Annotated in this window: 10 protein-coding genes; 2 read left to right on the top strand and 8 right to left on the bottom strand. The window is 38.5% G+C overall.

Annotation, left to right across the window (positions count from 1 at the left end; genetic code table 11):
• Window positions 1–115: 115 nt before the first annotated feature.
• The 4 genes from P0092_RS01730 to P0092_RS01715 form a co-directional block, all read right to left on the bottom strand.
• Window positions 116–1,720: a CTP synthase gene (locus P0092_RS01730; protein ID WP_004619816.1), complete on the bottom strand. Its 1,605-nt coding sequence runs from the start codon at window positions 1,718–1,720 to the stop codon at window positions 116–118.
• Window positions 1,721–1,897: 177 nt separating this feature from the next.
• A complete protein-coding gene (locus P0092_RS01725; RefSeq protein ID WP_004619815.1) occupies window positions 1,898–3,364 on the bottom strand; it encodes a S41 family peptidase in 1,467 nt (488 codons plus the stop codon).
• Window positions 3,365–3,390: 26 nt separating this feature from the next.
• Window positions 3,391–5,001 (bottom strand): S-layer homology domain-containing protein, encoded by a 1,611-nt coding sequence (locus P0092_RS01720; protein WP_004619814.1) that lies wholly within the window; start codon window positions 4,999–5,001, stop codon window positions 3,391–3,393.
• 28 nt (window positions 5,002–5,029) lie between these two features.
• Window positions 5,030–7,753, bottom strand: coding sequence for an S-layer homology domain-containing protein (locus P0092_RS01715; protein ID WP_004619813.1), 2,724 nt, complete (start codon window positions 7,751–7,753; stop codon window positions 5,030–5,032).
• 270 nt (window positions 7,754–8,023) lie between these two features.
• Between P0092_RS01715 and P0092_RS01710 the strand changes: the two genes are divergently transcribed.
• Together P0092_RS01710 and P0092_RS01705 are read left to right on the top strand one after the other, a co-directional pair.
• The gene (locus tag P0092_RS01710; protein ID WP_004619812.1) at window positions 8,024–9,718 is read left to right on the top strand and encodes a methyl-accepting chemotaxis protein; all 1,695 of its coding nucleotides are present in this window, start codon (window positions 8,024–8,026) and stop codon (window positions 9,716–9,718) included.
• A 304-nt stretch (window positions 9,719–10,022) separates the two neighbouring features.
• Window positions 10,023–10,949, top strand: coding sequence for a polysaccharide deacetylase family protein (locus tag P0092_RS01705; protein ID WP_004619811.1), 927 nt, complete (start codon window positions 10,023–10,025; stop codon window positions 10,947–10,949).
• An 81-nt stretch (window positions 10,950–11,030) separates the two neighbouring features.
• On the opposite strand, the gene argS is transcribed toward P0092_RS01705, so the two are convergent.
• The 4 genes from argS to P0092_RS01685 form a co-directional block, all read right to left on the bottom strand.
• Window positions 11,031–12,725 carry an arginine--tRNA ligase gene (argS, locus tag P0092_RS01700; RefSeq protein ID WP_004619810.1) on the bottom strand — a complete coding sequence of 565 codons (1,695 nt, stop codon included), beginning with the start codon at window positions 12,723–12,725 and terminating at the stop codon, window positions 11,031–11,033.
• Window positions 12,688–13,155 carry a YwiB family protein gene (locus P0092_RS01695; RefSeq protein WP_004619809.1) on the bottom strand — a complete coding sequence of 156 codons (468 nt, stop codon included), beginning with the start codon at window positions 13,153–13,155 and terminating at the stop codon, window positions 12,688–12,690. The genes argS and P0092_RS01695 overlap by 38 nt, the downstream gene beginning before the upstream one ends.
• A gap of 70 nt (window positions 13,156–13,225) precedes the next feature.
• Complete coding sequence (locus tag P0092_RS01690) at window positions 13,226–14,356, bottom strand: D-alanine--D-alanine ligase family protein (protein WP_004619808.1); 1,131 nt, start codon at window positions 14,354–14,356, stop codon at window positions 13,226–13,228.
• 193 nt (window positions 14,357–14,549) lie between these two features.
• Window positions 14,550–15,368 carry a M23 family metallopeptidase gene (locus P0092_RS01685; RefSeq protein WP_004619807.1) on the bottom strand — a complete coding sequence of 273 codons (819 nt, stop codon included), beginning with the start codon at window positions 15,366–15,368 and terminating at the stop codon, window positions 14,550–14,552.
• Between the last annotated feature and the right edge of the window lie 24 nt (window positions 15,369–15,392).

Genomic DNA, 15,392 nt, shown 5'->3' with positions numbered 1-15,392 from the left:
TGTCAAATATAAGGTTAATTATACAAGAAATGAAAATAATGCTTTCAAGAAAATAAATAAGGCTGCTACCCGTGAATATTTCATTCCTCGTGTAGCAACCCTCTTCTATCAGTACTTATTTATTTCTATATTCGTATGCAGCTCTTATAAAGTCTTTAAACAATGGATGAGGCTTGTTTGGCCTTGACTTAAACTCAGGATGGAACTGAACTCCGATAAACCATGGATGTTCTTTGATTTCAATTGTCTCAACAAGCTTTCCGCTTGGTGATAAACCTGAAAGTGTCATACCGCTCTTTACAAAGGTATCACGGTACTCATTGTTGAACTCATATCTGTGTCTGTGTCTTTCATATATAAGCTCATCTTCATAAATGCTCTTTATCATTGTATTTTCAATAATCTTACAAGGATAAACACCAAGTCTCATTGTTCCGCCCATTTCATCTATATCACGCTGATCAGGCATAAGGTCGATTACAGGGTATGGTGTTTCTCCGAATTCAGAACTGTTTGCATCATGCAGGCCTGCAACATTTCTTGCAAATTCTACAACAGCCATTTGCATTCCAAGACAAATACCGAAGAAAGGTATTTTATTCTCTCTTGCATATGTTATAGCCTTTATTTTTCCCTCTATCCCTCTGTCACCGAAACCTCCGGGAACAAGGATTCCATCCACTCCCTGAAGGAAGGTATTTATATCTCCGTTTTCTATCTCTTCTGAGTTGACCCATCTTATATCAACTTCAACATCGTTGCCGATGCCGCCATGACGCAGTGATTCAGCTACACTTAAATATGCATCATGAAGCTCAACATATTTACCAACCAAACCTATAGTAACAGTGCTCTTTGGATTCTTCTGCCTTCTTACCATTTCTTCCCACTCAGTAAGATTTGGTTCTTTGCATTCAAGTCCAAGCCTCTTACAAACTATCTTTGCAAGTCCTTCCTTTTCCAGCATTAATGGTACTTCGTAAAGAATCTCTGCATCAAGATTCTGTACAACCGCACCTTCAGGAACATTACAGAACAAGCTCAGCTTGTCCTTCATATCTTGAGACAAATACTTTTCAGTTCTGCATACTATTACGTCAGGCTGTATACCGATGCTTCTCAATTCCTTGACACTGTGCTGTGTAGGCTTGGTTTTCAATTCTCCTGATTTCCCCAAATATGGAACCAATGTAACATGTATATACATTACATTTTCTCTTCCAACCTCTGTAGCAACCTGTCTGATTGACTCAAGGAAAGGCAGACTCTCGATATCACCTACTGTTCCACCTATTTCGGTAATAACAACATCTGTTCTCTCGGATTTTCCAACCCTGTAAATTCTATCTTTTATTTCATTTGTTATGTGTGGGATTACTTGAACCGTACCTCCGAGAAAATCACCTTTTCTCTCTTTGCTGATAACTGACCAGTAGATTTTCCCTGTTGTAACATTACTGTTTTTGCTGAGATTTTCGTCGATAAACCTTTCATAATGGCCTAAATCAAGGTCTGTCTCCGCACCATCTTCAGTTACAAAAACCTCTCCATGCTGATAAGGGCTCATAGTTCCGGGATCAACATTTATATACGGGTCGAACTTTTGAATAGTTACATGTACTCCTCTTGCTTTTAGAAGCCTTCCTAATGATGCTGCCGTTATTCCTTTGCCTAAGCCGGAAACTACACCACCAGTTACGAAGATATACTTTACTGACATTGTTTTGCTCCTCTCGATATGTTCACATAATTACAATATATAGAAATGCATTGTATAATTAATCGTTAATGAATAAGACAATACTTATCCATCTTACTCATACTTTTAATATTTTATATTTTGGCAAAACAAAGGTCAATATATTTATTTGAATTACTTAATTTTTTCAGTTAATGATTATTTTGATATTTCTGAAACTGCTCTGAAATATACTGCATCCTGTTTTTGCTTAATTTCATTTATCTTAGTGTTCAGAAGCCTTTGAGTGGCAAAGTCCAGTATACCTGAACTGCTGAGTTTATTACTTTTCTGGAACTTTTTTACGGCTTCAACAGATTTTGCATCAAGTATGTAGTCAGGTGTACCTATATCATATTTCAAAAGCTTTAACGCACATTCTGCATTTAATACATCATAATAGTGTGTTCCCAGTGACGGCTTGACGGTTAAAGACAAAGTCTCCATGAGATTAACACGTATTCCTGAGAGTATTGACTCCTTTACTTGTATATCAGGTTCAATTCCTTTCAAGTCAATACAATTGCCGTTGGGAGTGTAATAAAGACCTATTGTCATTTTTGCCCATCCTGACAAATCAGTAGTGAAGGAATTAAAGTCATAGGCATTTGCAGACTTATTTTCTTTTCCGCCATTATATTTTTTATACGCATCATCTGACAGAATCGGCAGAGATTCCTGAACCTTTGCCTTTCCATAGGTTTTGCATCCTATTATTACTCCGGCTTTTGTATCCTTTATTGCCCCTGTCAGTATTTCCGCAGCACTGGCTGTATTTTCATTTACCAGAACTGCAACTTTATATTTTATTTTTTCCAGTTCAGAATAAAACTTTTTATCTTCCATGGATGAATCTTTATAGTCAAGAGTAGTTATTATGCCTTTTGGTACAAAGTTTTGTGCTACAGATATTGCCTGTTCAAGGTATCCTCCCGGATTATTGCGTAAATCAAGAACTACGGATGTAATTTTTTTGCTGTCAAAAGTGCTTAACGCTTCAGATACGCCTTTTGAAGTATTGTGGCTGAAGGAATCTATAAGAATATATCCTATTTTTCCTCTTATTTCATAATGTACACTCGGCAAGTCAACCTGTGCCCGGGACATTTCGAGAGTTATCATGTTCTTTGTTCCCTGTCTCACTAATCCCAGTTTGACTTTTGTTCCTGCCGTACCTTTAATCTTTGAAACAACTTCCTTCAATTCCTTTCCCTGAACTGCTTCACCGTTAACCTGTGCTATCCTGTCTCCTGAAAGAACACCTGCCTTCTTGGCAGGCGAATTTGCAAAAACCTTATTAATTATCAGATTTTTGTCAATTTGTTCAATTGAGATGCCTACTCCTTCTACTGCTCCTTCAAGAGTGCCATAGAATTCTTCAAATTCATCGGGAGTATAGTATGCGGAATACTGGTCCAAAGTACCAAACATGCCCTTTAATGCTCCCTGTAAAATCTCATCATCTGTGATTTTTCCGTTGTATTTCTGCTTTATCAGGTCTATTACACTTTGCAGGTATTCTCCGTCTGTAGATTTACTATCGGCTGCAAAGGCTGCTGAAGTAAATACTGTTATTGATATAGATATTGCAAGGATTATTCCCGTAATCCGCTTTAATTTGTTCATTTTTCAAAGTCCTCCAAACAGGTTTGTTATTTATAACTGATAATTCGCTCCATATATTCTTCACGTATTCCGCTATTCATATAGTCAATATATGTTTTCATTATTCTGGCTGCATTTGCTTGTGTTATTTTTGCATAAGGATAAATGTATCCCTTGCTGTCTTCCTGAATCAAGCCTATTTTTTCAGCAACATACATTGATGCCCTTGCATAACCCGGTATCTTGTCGTTGTCCTTGAAGCTTGTAACAGGTGACGGGTTGGGGGCAAGTCCTTTCAATCCAAGGGAATTGATTATTATGGTTACTACTTCTGCCATGGTTATTTTTGAATCCGGCCTGAAGTTACCTCCCGTTGTTACCATTCCTCTGTTTGCAGCATCATTTATACTTGAATAGTATTTGCTCTTTTCAGGAACATCCTTAAAAAGCAATACCACAGGTGTTTTCTTTCTGCTGTAACTAGTAGTTCTGGTTGTCTTAGGCTTGAAAACGGGGTCAAGAGGTACCGCAGGTGCAATCTTTGTAAAGGCATCAATAAACTGGCCTCTGCTTATATACTCCTGAGGATTAAAGCTGTCTATGTCCTTATATGCCTCAAGACCAAACATTATAGCCATGCTGTCCTCAGCAGGATGTCCTTTTATCTTTTTGAGATTTGGTGCAACCAAGGGGTCGTTAAACGGAAAGCTCTCAAGTTTAAGGCTTTTTGTATATGTTACCGTTTTACTTGTAGGTGCTCCGCTTTTATCAAGCTCTTTGAGGTTTGCCGTATATTTTAAGACGTTTTCATTATACTGTGTCTTATAATAACCACCTTCGAAGCTGATTTGTTCAGGTTGATTTTCATAATATTTCAACTGTTTTGTTGTAGTAGTTGATATGTCTATGTTTGCATTTCCCAGTACTATTGCGGATTGTCCTGCTTTACGGCTGGTAATAGTTTGCTTTATAGTCTGGGTTTCTGCGGTACTCCAGTATTCGTCATAGCCCACTGTATTACAGGTGGAATCCACTACAATTATATCTGCACTTTTACTGTTTCCTACATGGTAGGTTTTCTTGCCTATAAGCGTACCTGCAAAATAGCTTACTGCCGGCTGATAGTCATTAGTTATTGCCTTTGATATCATATAATCATTAGGATTACTTTTTGATATAAAATAACTTGTTCCGTTAAGCTTTAGTGTCTCAGAGGCACTTGTCAGCTTTGTTGTCTCTGTTTTCTGTCCGTTAGCTCTGGGGGTTATGGTGGTTGTCATTACTATGTTCCTGTCCAGAGAATTGTTGTTTGCGTTAGGTACACTATAGTCATAGGTGGTTGTAAGGGTCTGAACACCTGTCTTGGTATCAGCCTTAAGTGACTTTTTTATAGTCATGGTTCCGGTGAGAACTATGGGAACTCCCGTAAGAAAAAATGGCTCCTGATACTGGTAACTGATTTTGCTTGATGTTGATGTTACTGTAACATTAGGATTTTCCCCTGATGATATACCGCCTTCGTAGCCGCTGTCTCCCCGGAGTGCATAAGCAGTTCCGGGAGCTGCCATGCCTATTGTCAAGGCAGCCGATAAAACAAATCCTGCAGTTTTTGTTAATATACTGTATTTGTTATTTCTTTTGTAAAGTATGTTCCGCAATTTATGTACCCTCCACTCTCTATTCCTGTTATTCAACTATAATAATGTAAGCATCTCCTGTAACTGCATTATCCTTTTTAAGTATCCTCAATGAATCTCCCTTTTTAAGGTCAGAAGCATTAATCTTTTTGTTGTTTCTGAGGATTAGTGAATTTTTGAGTATGTTAAAGTTACTGTCTCCCATAGCCACCCAGAGGTGTGCTGAAGCATTGTAATATCTGCAATTTTTCAAAAGGATTGATTGCGGCTCCTGTACTACGGAACCGTCTTCTGCAAAAGTTCCTCCTGCAGTACTGTTCACTGTACCTTGTATATTAAAGTTGCCGAATGGTGCAGTACTTATTTCTACAGCATCCGTTCCGTCACTGAGTATGTAAACCGTCCTGCCCTTAAAGGTATTTGGGATATTTTCAGCAGTAAAGTTTCCTTGTCCTACTATTCCGTCAGTATCCGTAATACGTGTATTGGAGGACAAGTTAAAGGTCATTGGCGTATTTGCATAATCCCAGTTTGTACCGTTAAGTTTTGAAAAGGATTCCAACGTCACAGTCTTGTATTCGTCTATATTGCTGATTCTGCCCCTGTACAGCTGAACTGCTTCCGTTCCCGTCCTCTGTTCTATTGAAACCACGCCGGCCACTAAAGTATTGTTATTTCCGGAATTGTTTCTGTTAGCCAGAACATAGGCATAATCATCAGTTGACACACTGTTTCCCTGAACAAGCCTACCGTCTTTAACAACAATTGTACCAGGGTTATATGTAACGTTTACAAAATTCTTTTCGAGTACAAATTTATTGGTTCCGGTTAAGTAAACCTTGTCATCATAAGGAACTTCCTTGTCAGTGCTGTCTGTAAAGGAAGCTATAACAGCCAGTTCATTATTTCCGTAATCTTTCTCACTTGCAATATAAACGGTGTTGTCTTTTAATCGTGTAAGCTCCTTCAGGGATTTTTTTTGTCCGTCAAAATAAGCCGTGAAACTGTTTCCAAGCTCTACTACTTTTGAACCGTTAGTATCCTTTACCCACTTACCATTTCTGAAAGTCCACGGGTCATTCAGGTATATTGTATTTGATATGCTGTTGTAATTATCAAAGTTTCCCTTATACACATTTGCTACGAGCTTATCGCCGCCTTCTACCATAATTTCCTTTAACACTGTCATATTAGGTGCTTCGTTTATAAGGAGTTTTACAGTATCTCCGTCTTTAAGCTGACTGTATTTTACAAGCTTTCCGTCCTTTATTACATTTGCATGGTCAATACTATAGGCCTTCTGCTGCTTCTTTTCAAATTCTACTATTATGGAGCTGAGCTTTTTATTAATTACCTTTCCGTATCTTACTGTATAATTTGCAACACCGCTTACGGAGGTAACCAGATTGCTTGAATCCATCCTTATAAAGACTGTATCTCCTGCTTCAATATCATCAAGTTCAGCTTCTTCATGATTCTTAAATACCTTGATATCATTCGGGTCTGCATAGTTATATGTTTTAAGTTTGGAAAGTGCCAGAGGAGTTTTTCCCGTACCATCTTCATTGTACAAAGTAATAAATCCCAGCTGAGGATTGTTTTCCTCAACTATTCCGGCATATAAGCCTTTTTCAACTTCTTCGGGAGCCACTTCATTCTTTGCGAGAACACGGACGTACCTGACTAGCTTGTCCTCCGTGCCTGCTATGTACTGTATACGGTCTCCTGACTTCAAATCGCCAGAAGCTGTTATCTTCCCGTCTTTATATACAGGGAGTTCAGAGTTGTATGCAGCAGCGGCAGCGCCTGTTAATTCATTTGTATTTGAAACGGGCTTTCTGTTACTTTTTGATATGGTGATTTCATCAAGAAGTCCGTCTGAATTTCTTAGAGTTATTGTAGTGTAGGCGATGGTACTTCCGTTGGAATTATCCTTTCCCTGTTGAATGCCTTCTACAGTTGCGTTTCTTTGTTCAAGTCGTCTTAGGGGTAATATAATGTCTTCTGCATTTTTGAGGATTGCTGCAGCCTGCTGCCGCGTAATCCCTCCTGCGGGAAGAAATTTGCCTGAACCGTTTCCGCTCATGATTTTTGACCGTAACACAGCTTCCAGATAAGGTAGGTTTGCAGGCTTGCAGCTTTTCCAATCTGAAAAGTTATTTAAAAGCTCCTGTTGCTGTGGTTCCGGTGGTATCATTAATGCCTTTGCAATCCAAGTGGCAAACTCTTGTCTTTGCACCGGTGCACCTCTTTTAAAATCTGATGCGCCCAAAGTATTCTGGTTTGCCTGCATTGCATCAGCCAGCTCTGCCTCTGAAATAAGTCCGTCATTTGACGCCAATTGCAAGCTTCCGTCAAAAAGTACCTCCTGAGGATTGGTTTTCTTTACGGTTCTTCCGCTGTTAAGGGCCTGTCCCTGTTCATCTATCTCACGGACTTTGTTTGCAGCAGTATATATTAAATAAAGAGCTGTTTCTTTTGAAATATAACCCTTGGGGTTAAACTTTTTACTTCCGGGTGTTATGTAAATTCCCAATGCTCCGTTCTGAAATATTGAATTCTTTGTATTATTGTCAAGACCGACTATATCGCTATATTTGAGATTATTTATAACGGCTTGTCCCGTTGAAACTGCATTAAAAGAATTTATAACCTTCTCATTTGCAGCACTTACAACAAAGGTCTGAGCAATAAGAGTAATACTCAGTATTGTTGCAGCTGCCCTTGCAATAAGTTTTTCTCCCTTTTTATTTTTTAGCTTGAATATATTCATTTTTCCGACTCCTGTTTTCCAAGTAAGTTATATTATTCATATTAATTATATCGGGTTTTTACCATATTTTTTTATTAAAGTTTTATTACAACTATAATCTAACAGAATATGTAAAAAATAGCACTATAGTACTATATTTATGGTACCGATATAAATATATAAAACTATGTTTGACGTGCTTTATTTGTGGTAAAATTTAGCCTATGATAGGGTAGAAACTTTTTTTATAAAAATGCATTCTAACCCCAAATCAGTAAAGGAGACAGTACAATGAAAATAAAAACTAAACTCGTTTTATCTTTCTCATCAGTACTTCTGGTATTTGCTCTTGCTATATTCGTACTTATGAATTTTATGGTTTCCAAATTGGTTAAAGACCAATATGAGTATAATATAAAATCCAGTGCAAATTTAGCTCTCTCATTTCTTGATGAGAAATACCCGGGAGACTGGAAAATAGCCGGAGATTCGTTATTAAAAGGCAACCATGTTATCAATGACGATACACATTTTGTGGATAGCATTAAAAATAGTACCGGGAATCTGGCAACAATTTTCAAAAATGACACAAGGGTATCTACAAATGTATTACAGGAAAATGGAAAAAGAGCTATCGGCACTAAAGCCTCAAAGGAGGTTATAGAAAAGGTTCTGACAAAAGGCATTGAATATAACGGCGTCGCCTTGGTTGCAGGAAAAAATGCCTTTACATACTATACACCTTTAAAAGACGGCAGCGGTAAAATCATCGGTATGTGGTTTACAGGAATTGACAAATCCGTCGTGGACGCTCAAATAAGAGATATTCTTATCCAAATAGCTTTGATTGTATTTATCATACTTCTTCTGGGAGCTGCTTTATCTTATCTTATCGGAAACAGTATGTCCAAAGTTATCAGACAAATTGAATATTGCCTGAATAAGTTTTCAGAAGGTGATTTCAGCGTGTCATTACCCGAGAAAATTCTCAAAATTCCAAGCGAAATAGGTCATATGGCAAAGTCGGCAAATGCATTGCATAATTCTGTAACAGGAATTATTAAAACTATTATTTGCGAGTCAGGAAAAATAGACGATTCCGTTAGAACCTCCATTGCAAGTATAACTGATTTAAATTCATCTATAGAAGAGATTTCAGCAACCACGGAGGAACTGTCAGCAGGCATGGAAGAAACCGCCGCCGCTATGGAAGAAATGAATGCAACCTCTTCAGATATAGAATCTGCCGTGGAAAATATCGCAACTAAGGCTCAGCAGACTTCCTTTGCAGCTCAAGATATAAGTAAACGTGCGGATATACTCATGGTTTCCGCCAAAAAGTCAAAAGACCATGCATATAGTATATATGAATCAGCAAATAATGAGCTGACAACCGCTATTGAACATGCAAAGTCCATAGAAAAGATAAGAGTGCTTTCAGAGTCCATCATGCAGATAACCACTCAAACCAACTTACTATCTTTAAATGCTGCCATTGAAGCCTCCCGTGCAGGTGAGTCCGGCAGAGGTTTTGCTGTAGTTGCCGATGAGATAAGAAAGCTTGCTGAAGATTCAAAAATAGCAGTCAGTGAAATACAGGGTGTAACCAAGGAAGTGTTTTCATCCGTTGAAGATTTGGTACACAGTTCCAAAAACATTCTTGCGTTTATAGAAAGCACCGTCATTCCGGACTATACAAGCCAGACTGCGTCAAGTGAGCAGTACAGTAATGATGCAGAACGTATTGACAATCTGGTTATGGATTTCACTTCCACCTCTCAGGAACTTCTGGTTTCAATCGGAAATATGTTAAAAGCTATTAATGAAGTAACAATCTCTGCTAACGAAAGTGCAGAAGGAACTACTAACATTGCCTCTAGAACTTCTGATATGCTGTTCAAGGGTTCTGAAGTAGTCAAGCTTTCTGAAATTTCAAAGAAGTCATCTGAAAGTCTCAGGAAATATGTTGCAGGATTTAAAATTTAAATAAAGCTTACCTGACATATTAATACTCCTCCGGTGCTAAAACCTGAGGAGTATTTTTTTATAGCTTCTTTTATAAATATCTTTTACAAATAATAGTTATTTGCCTAGAATTTTCTATAAGGCTATTATATAATATGTACAACAGTATAATCATCATATTATCAATATTATTTTTATTATAATTCCAGACTAATATAAAGCCCCAATCCGTCTAAACTACTGTTTAAAATATTACATTAAAGGAGGATTGATAAAGGTTCTTTTTTTCTCATAACATTTTTTAATTTTAAAGGAGGCAAAAAGTATGTTTAATTTGAAAAAGGCTTTTAAGGGACTTCTCGCTGTGTCCCTGGTTGCAGCTTCTATTTTTGTGATGAACCCTGTAAGTAAAGCTGCAGATACCATAAAGTATGGTGATGTTAATAACGACGGAGTCGTGGATTCAATTGATTATGCAGCTTTAAAGGCGTACCTTTTGGGTAAAGGTACAATCACTAACTTAGCAGCAGCTGATACTAACTTTGATAAGACTGTGGACGCCATTGATTATGCTAATCTTAAAAAATTTCTGTTGGGTGCTATTACTCTACCCGTAGGAAATCCGCCTATAACAGGAAAGGTTGTTGCCCTGACATTTGATGATGGCCCTGACGTAACACTTACTCCAAAAGTATTGGATAAACTGGACAAATATCATGTCCCTGCTACATTTATGATGATAGGCCAAAAAATCAATGATTCTACAGCTTCTGTAATCAAGAGAATCATAACCTCCGGCTCCGAAATCGGAAATCACTCATGGGCATATGACAGTATGGGCGGAATGTCCTATTCAGCTATCAAGAAGTCTGTGGATGATACTACTGCCGCTATAATAAAATATTCAGGAACTACTCCTAAATTCTTCCGTGCACCAAATCTGAATACCGGCGGCTCCATGTTTGATGCAATCGACTTGACATTTGTTCAGGGAGTAACTTGTAATGACTGGGTTCAGTCAACTACTGCCCAGCAAAGAGCTGATGCCATACTTGCAGGTGCAAGGGATGGAGCAATATTCCTTATGCATGATGTTCAACCTTTACCTCATCCGACTCCTGAAGCTCTTGATATCATAATTCCTAAGCTTCAAAGCCAGGGTTATACCTTTGTCACTCTGAGTGATTTGTTCAAAATAAAGGGTGTTGCTTTAAGTCCTACAGACAGCAAAATTTATACATATTTGCCGTAAGCCACATGTAAAATAATACTTATCAAAAAAGCCGGCTAACTTCACTTTTTAACATGAAGGGCCGGCTTTTATATATCGTTGTTACATTCTCTCAGGAGCATTTATACTAAGCAAATCAAGAACATTCTTTATTACGGTTCTTGTACAATTAACTAGTACAAGCCTTGCTTTCATAAGCTCTTCTTCCTCTCCTCTTACTCTGCATGCATTGTAGAAGCTATGGAAGGTTGAAGCAACCTCGTGAACATATCTTGTAAGTCTGCTTGGTTCAAGGGTTTCAGCTGATATCCTTACTTCGTCAGGATATTCTGAAAGCTTTCTGATAAGCTCAAGTTCCTCCAGTTTGTCAAGTAGCTCAGCTTTTATTTCACTTGCAGCAGGAAGCCTGATGCCTTCACTTTCAAGAAGCTTGAACATACTGCAAATTCTGGCATGTGCATACTGCACATAGAAAACAGGGTTTTCGTTGGACTCCTTGACAGCCAAATCAAGGTCAAAATCCAAATGGCTGCCTGAAGCTTTTGTGTTAAAGAAAAATCTTACTCCGTCTCTTCCTACCTCTTCAACCAAGTCCATTAGAGATATTGACTTGCCCGTTCTTTTGGACATCCTTGCTATCTCACCATTTCTATAAAGTCTTACCAACTGGAAGAGTACTACATCAAGTCTGTCCGGGTCAACTCCAATTGCAGCCATAGCCGCTTTCATCCTGGCTACATGACCATGGTGGTCAGCCCCCCAGAGATTTATTACCCACTCAAACCCTCTCTTTTCAAACTTGTTTCTATGATATGCAATATCTGCTGCAAAATAAGTTGGAATGCCGTTATTTCTTACCAGAACCTCGTCCTTTTCACTGCCTATAACTGAACCTTTGAGCCAAAGAGCTCCCTCCTTTTCTACGGTACAATCCCTGTCCTTTAGGAGCTGTATTGTTTCTGCTACCTCACCGCTTTTGTGAAGTGTCTGTTCTGAAAACCACACATCAAAGTGTATTCCGTAGCTTTCCAAGCCTTCCTTTATCCTTGCTATATTTCTTGGGAGCGCAAAGTCTACGAATATTTTCTTTCTCTCTTCGGAATCGGTATTAATGTATTTGTCACCATGTATTGCGATAAAATCCCTCATATGTTCTGCGATGTCTTCACCATGATATCCGTCCTCCGGAAACTCTATGGCATCCTCACCTTTTATTAGCTGAATATACCTTGCTTCAAGGGAAGTACCGAATTTTTCTATCTGGTTTCCGGCGTCATTTATTAAAAATTCTCTTGTAACATTATAACCTGCAGCGTCTAAAACGCTTGCTATACAGTCTCCAAGTGCTCCTCCTCTGGCATTTCCCATATGGAGTGGCCCTGTTGGGTTTGCACTTACAAACTCAACCATGACTTTTTTACCGTTTCCTATATCAATACGGCCGTAATTTTCCTTTTCCTGCTCTATTATACTGATGGTTTCATAAAGGTAACTGTTGTCCAGTGTAAAGTTGATAAAGCCAGGGCCTGCACAGTCAACTTTCTTTATATATGTGCCATCGGTAATTATATTTTTTATTATTGTATCAGCTATTTGCCTTGGTGCCTTTTTAGCTGTTTTGGTTATTTGCATTGCCACATTTGTAGAAAAATCGCCGTGGCCCTTTTCTCTTGGTATTTCAATTGTTATATCAGTTATTTCCAGTGAAGGAAGTTCGCCTGTCTCAACTGATTTGTTTATTGAATTGATGACCGCATCCTTAATTTGCTGGCGTATTTCCGAGTTTATATTTTTCATTTGCAGTTCCTGCCTCCCTGATTAACATATAAAAATCATTTCTTCCTGAACCTTGGTTGTCTATTTCAATCTGATAACCTATTCTTATTTCTCCGCCTGTTTCATTTATGTTTATATCTACATTATTTGCGTAAACCCCTATTGTAAAACTCCCGTACTCCGTATTATAGCTTGAAACATGCTTCTGGCCTTTCTGAAAAACAAACTGTGAATTAACCTTTCCAAACCTCATCAGGGTAACAATACCCTCACCCACCTTCAAGGTGGTGGTAGTCCCTTCCATACCGGTTACTTCACTTTCCTTGTAGGTAATGTAATAATTACCGCCCTTCTGATAGTACTTACCTTCTGTGATAAGTTCAAGGGTGTTTGGGTCATTATCGTCGCCTGTCTGAATACCCTTTACATTTATTATCACATCTTTACTCATTAAGTCTCCTCCTCGAAACCTTTGTACTTTCAATATAATATACATTTGCGGTAAATTTTTCAACATTTTTTTAGTCCAGTGTATTTGTATACTCTCTTCTTGTATCCTCAAATCTCTCTAATGCCAGCTCAATCAGTTTGTCAATGAGCTGTGAATAAGGAATACCGCTTGCAGCCCAAAGCTTGGGGTACATGCTTATACTGGTAAAACCCGGTAGGGTATTAATTTCGTTTATGTAAATTGCTCCCGTGTCCTTATGAACAAAGAAGTCCACTCTGGATAATCCGGCACAATCAAGGCATTTGAAGGCTCTTACGGCATACTCTCTGATTTTCTCTACTGTTTCCGTTGACAGATTTTCCGCAGGAATCACTACTTTAGAGCTGTCTCCTACCTGATATTTTGCCTCATAATCATAGAATTCATTACAAGGTACTACCTCTCCCACAGTTGAAGCAACAGGCTCGTCATTACCCAGTACGGCACACTCGATTTCCCTGCCATCAATAAATTCTTCTACAAGAATTCTTCTGTCATTTTTAGCTGCAATAATCAGAGCCTTTTCAAGACTTTCTCTATCAGAAGCTTTGTTCACACCAACAGACGAACCGGCATTTGCCGGTTTCACAAAGCAAGGATATGTAAGTGTTGACTCTACTTGAGCAACAGCCTCCTCCAACCGGTTATTTACCTGCTTTCTGTTAAAAACAAGATAGTCACCTTGCGGCAGTCCTTCCTTTTCAAATATTATCTTTGAATATGCCTTATCCATTCCCACAGCAGCACCCAATACGCCACAGCCTACGTAAGGAATTCCTGCAAGCTCAAAAAGCCCCTGAATCGTACCATCTTCTCCGTTACAGCCATGCAGTACAGGGAATACAACATCAATGGGCTTTTTTGTATTGCCGGCTATAACCTGTCTTGCAGAGTTTACATTGGTTATTTCTGATGCTGTCTCATTTTCAGAGGACTTTCCTTCCAATAGCTTATTATGAGCAACGGCTTCCCATTCTCCGCTTCCTATTTTTTCCACAGGCCCGTTGTATTTAAGCCACTGTCCCTTCTTTGTAATTCCTATAATCTCAACTTCGTATTTTTCCTTGTCTATATTTTCTATTACTGACTGGGCTGATACTCTTGACACTTCATGCTCAGATGACTGCCCGCCAAAAATAATAGCTACTCGTTTCTTTGACATCCGGTTACCCCCAAATACTCTAATTAGTTAATTAAATTATATTTATTATTTTACTATTTAAGTACCAATAATACAATAATCGCCCGGGAAAGCCATTTCCATGAACTATATATAATAAAGAAAAGTACCACAATCTGCCAACATATCAGATGTGCGGTACTTCTTCCGTAATGTATTATGAGTGTTTATTTTCTTATTTACCCTGTCCCTTGGCAGTTGACGGTACACTTAAATATGGCGACGGGTCAACTGATTTACCGTTTTTCAAAACTTGAAAATGAAGGTGTGGTCCATCTTCACATTCTATCTGAATAGGGTCACCTACACGGCCAATTATATCATTGGCCTTTACCTTTAGCCCACAACTGATATCCTCCAAATTCTGCTTGGATAATCCTGCATATCTGGTTTTCAAGTTGTTTGAATGGGTTATCTCGACAGTTATGCCACTGGCATTATCCTCTACCTTTGAAATTGTGCCGGATGCAACCGCCCTTACTTGTGTAAGCTTCTCCACCTTGAAGTCAATACCGTCATGTGCTCTTATGTCTCCCAGTGTTTTTGACTCTGAGAAAGTATTGATGTCACGGGTAAAGTCTTTCATAACAGGGCCATCTACCGGCCTGCAGCTGAATTTAACTACAGCATTCGCATTTGCAGAGGCACTTTTAGCGGCACCTGTTTTAGGTGGTGTTGTTGTCGACTTTGCAGTCTCATTTGCTGCCCCTTGTGCATTTTTTGCACCCGCAGCCTGATTTGCTGCTCCAGTCTTGTCCAATTTGCCTGATACTGCTTTTGATGCATCGTTCTGGCTGGAATTAGCTACTTCACCAGGTATTATTTTACTGGTGTCCATGCCGACATCAGAGTGCATGTTTTGAGTTGTTAATATTATTGCAGTTGCAGCCACAACTATTATACAAACTGCCAAAACTACATAAAGTCCCTTACTGCTAAAAAACCTAGACAGCTTGTTTTTCCAATTATTTTCGTCTGGAATAAGTTTCTTCATATTTTATATTCCACCTCCATTAAT

Origin of the sequence: Ruminiclostridium papyrosolvens DSM 2782 (assembly GCF_029318685.1) — a bacterium.
GTDB classification, from domain to species: domain Bacteria; phylum Bacillota; class Clostridia; order Acetivibrionales; family DSM-1351; genus Ruminiclostridium; species Ruminiclostridium papyrosolvens.
Note: the sequence above shows the minus strand (reverse complement) of the source record. Positions and strands in the feature narration are given on the sequence as shown.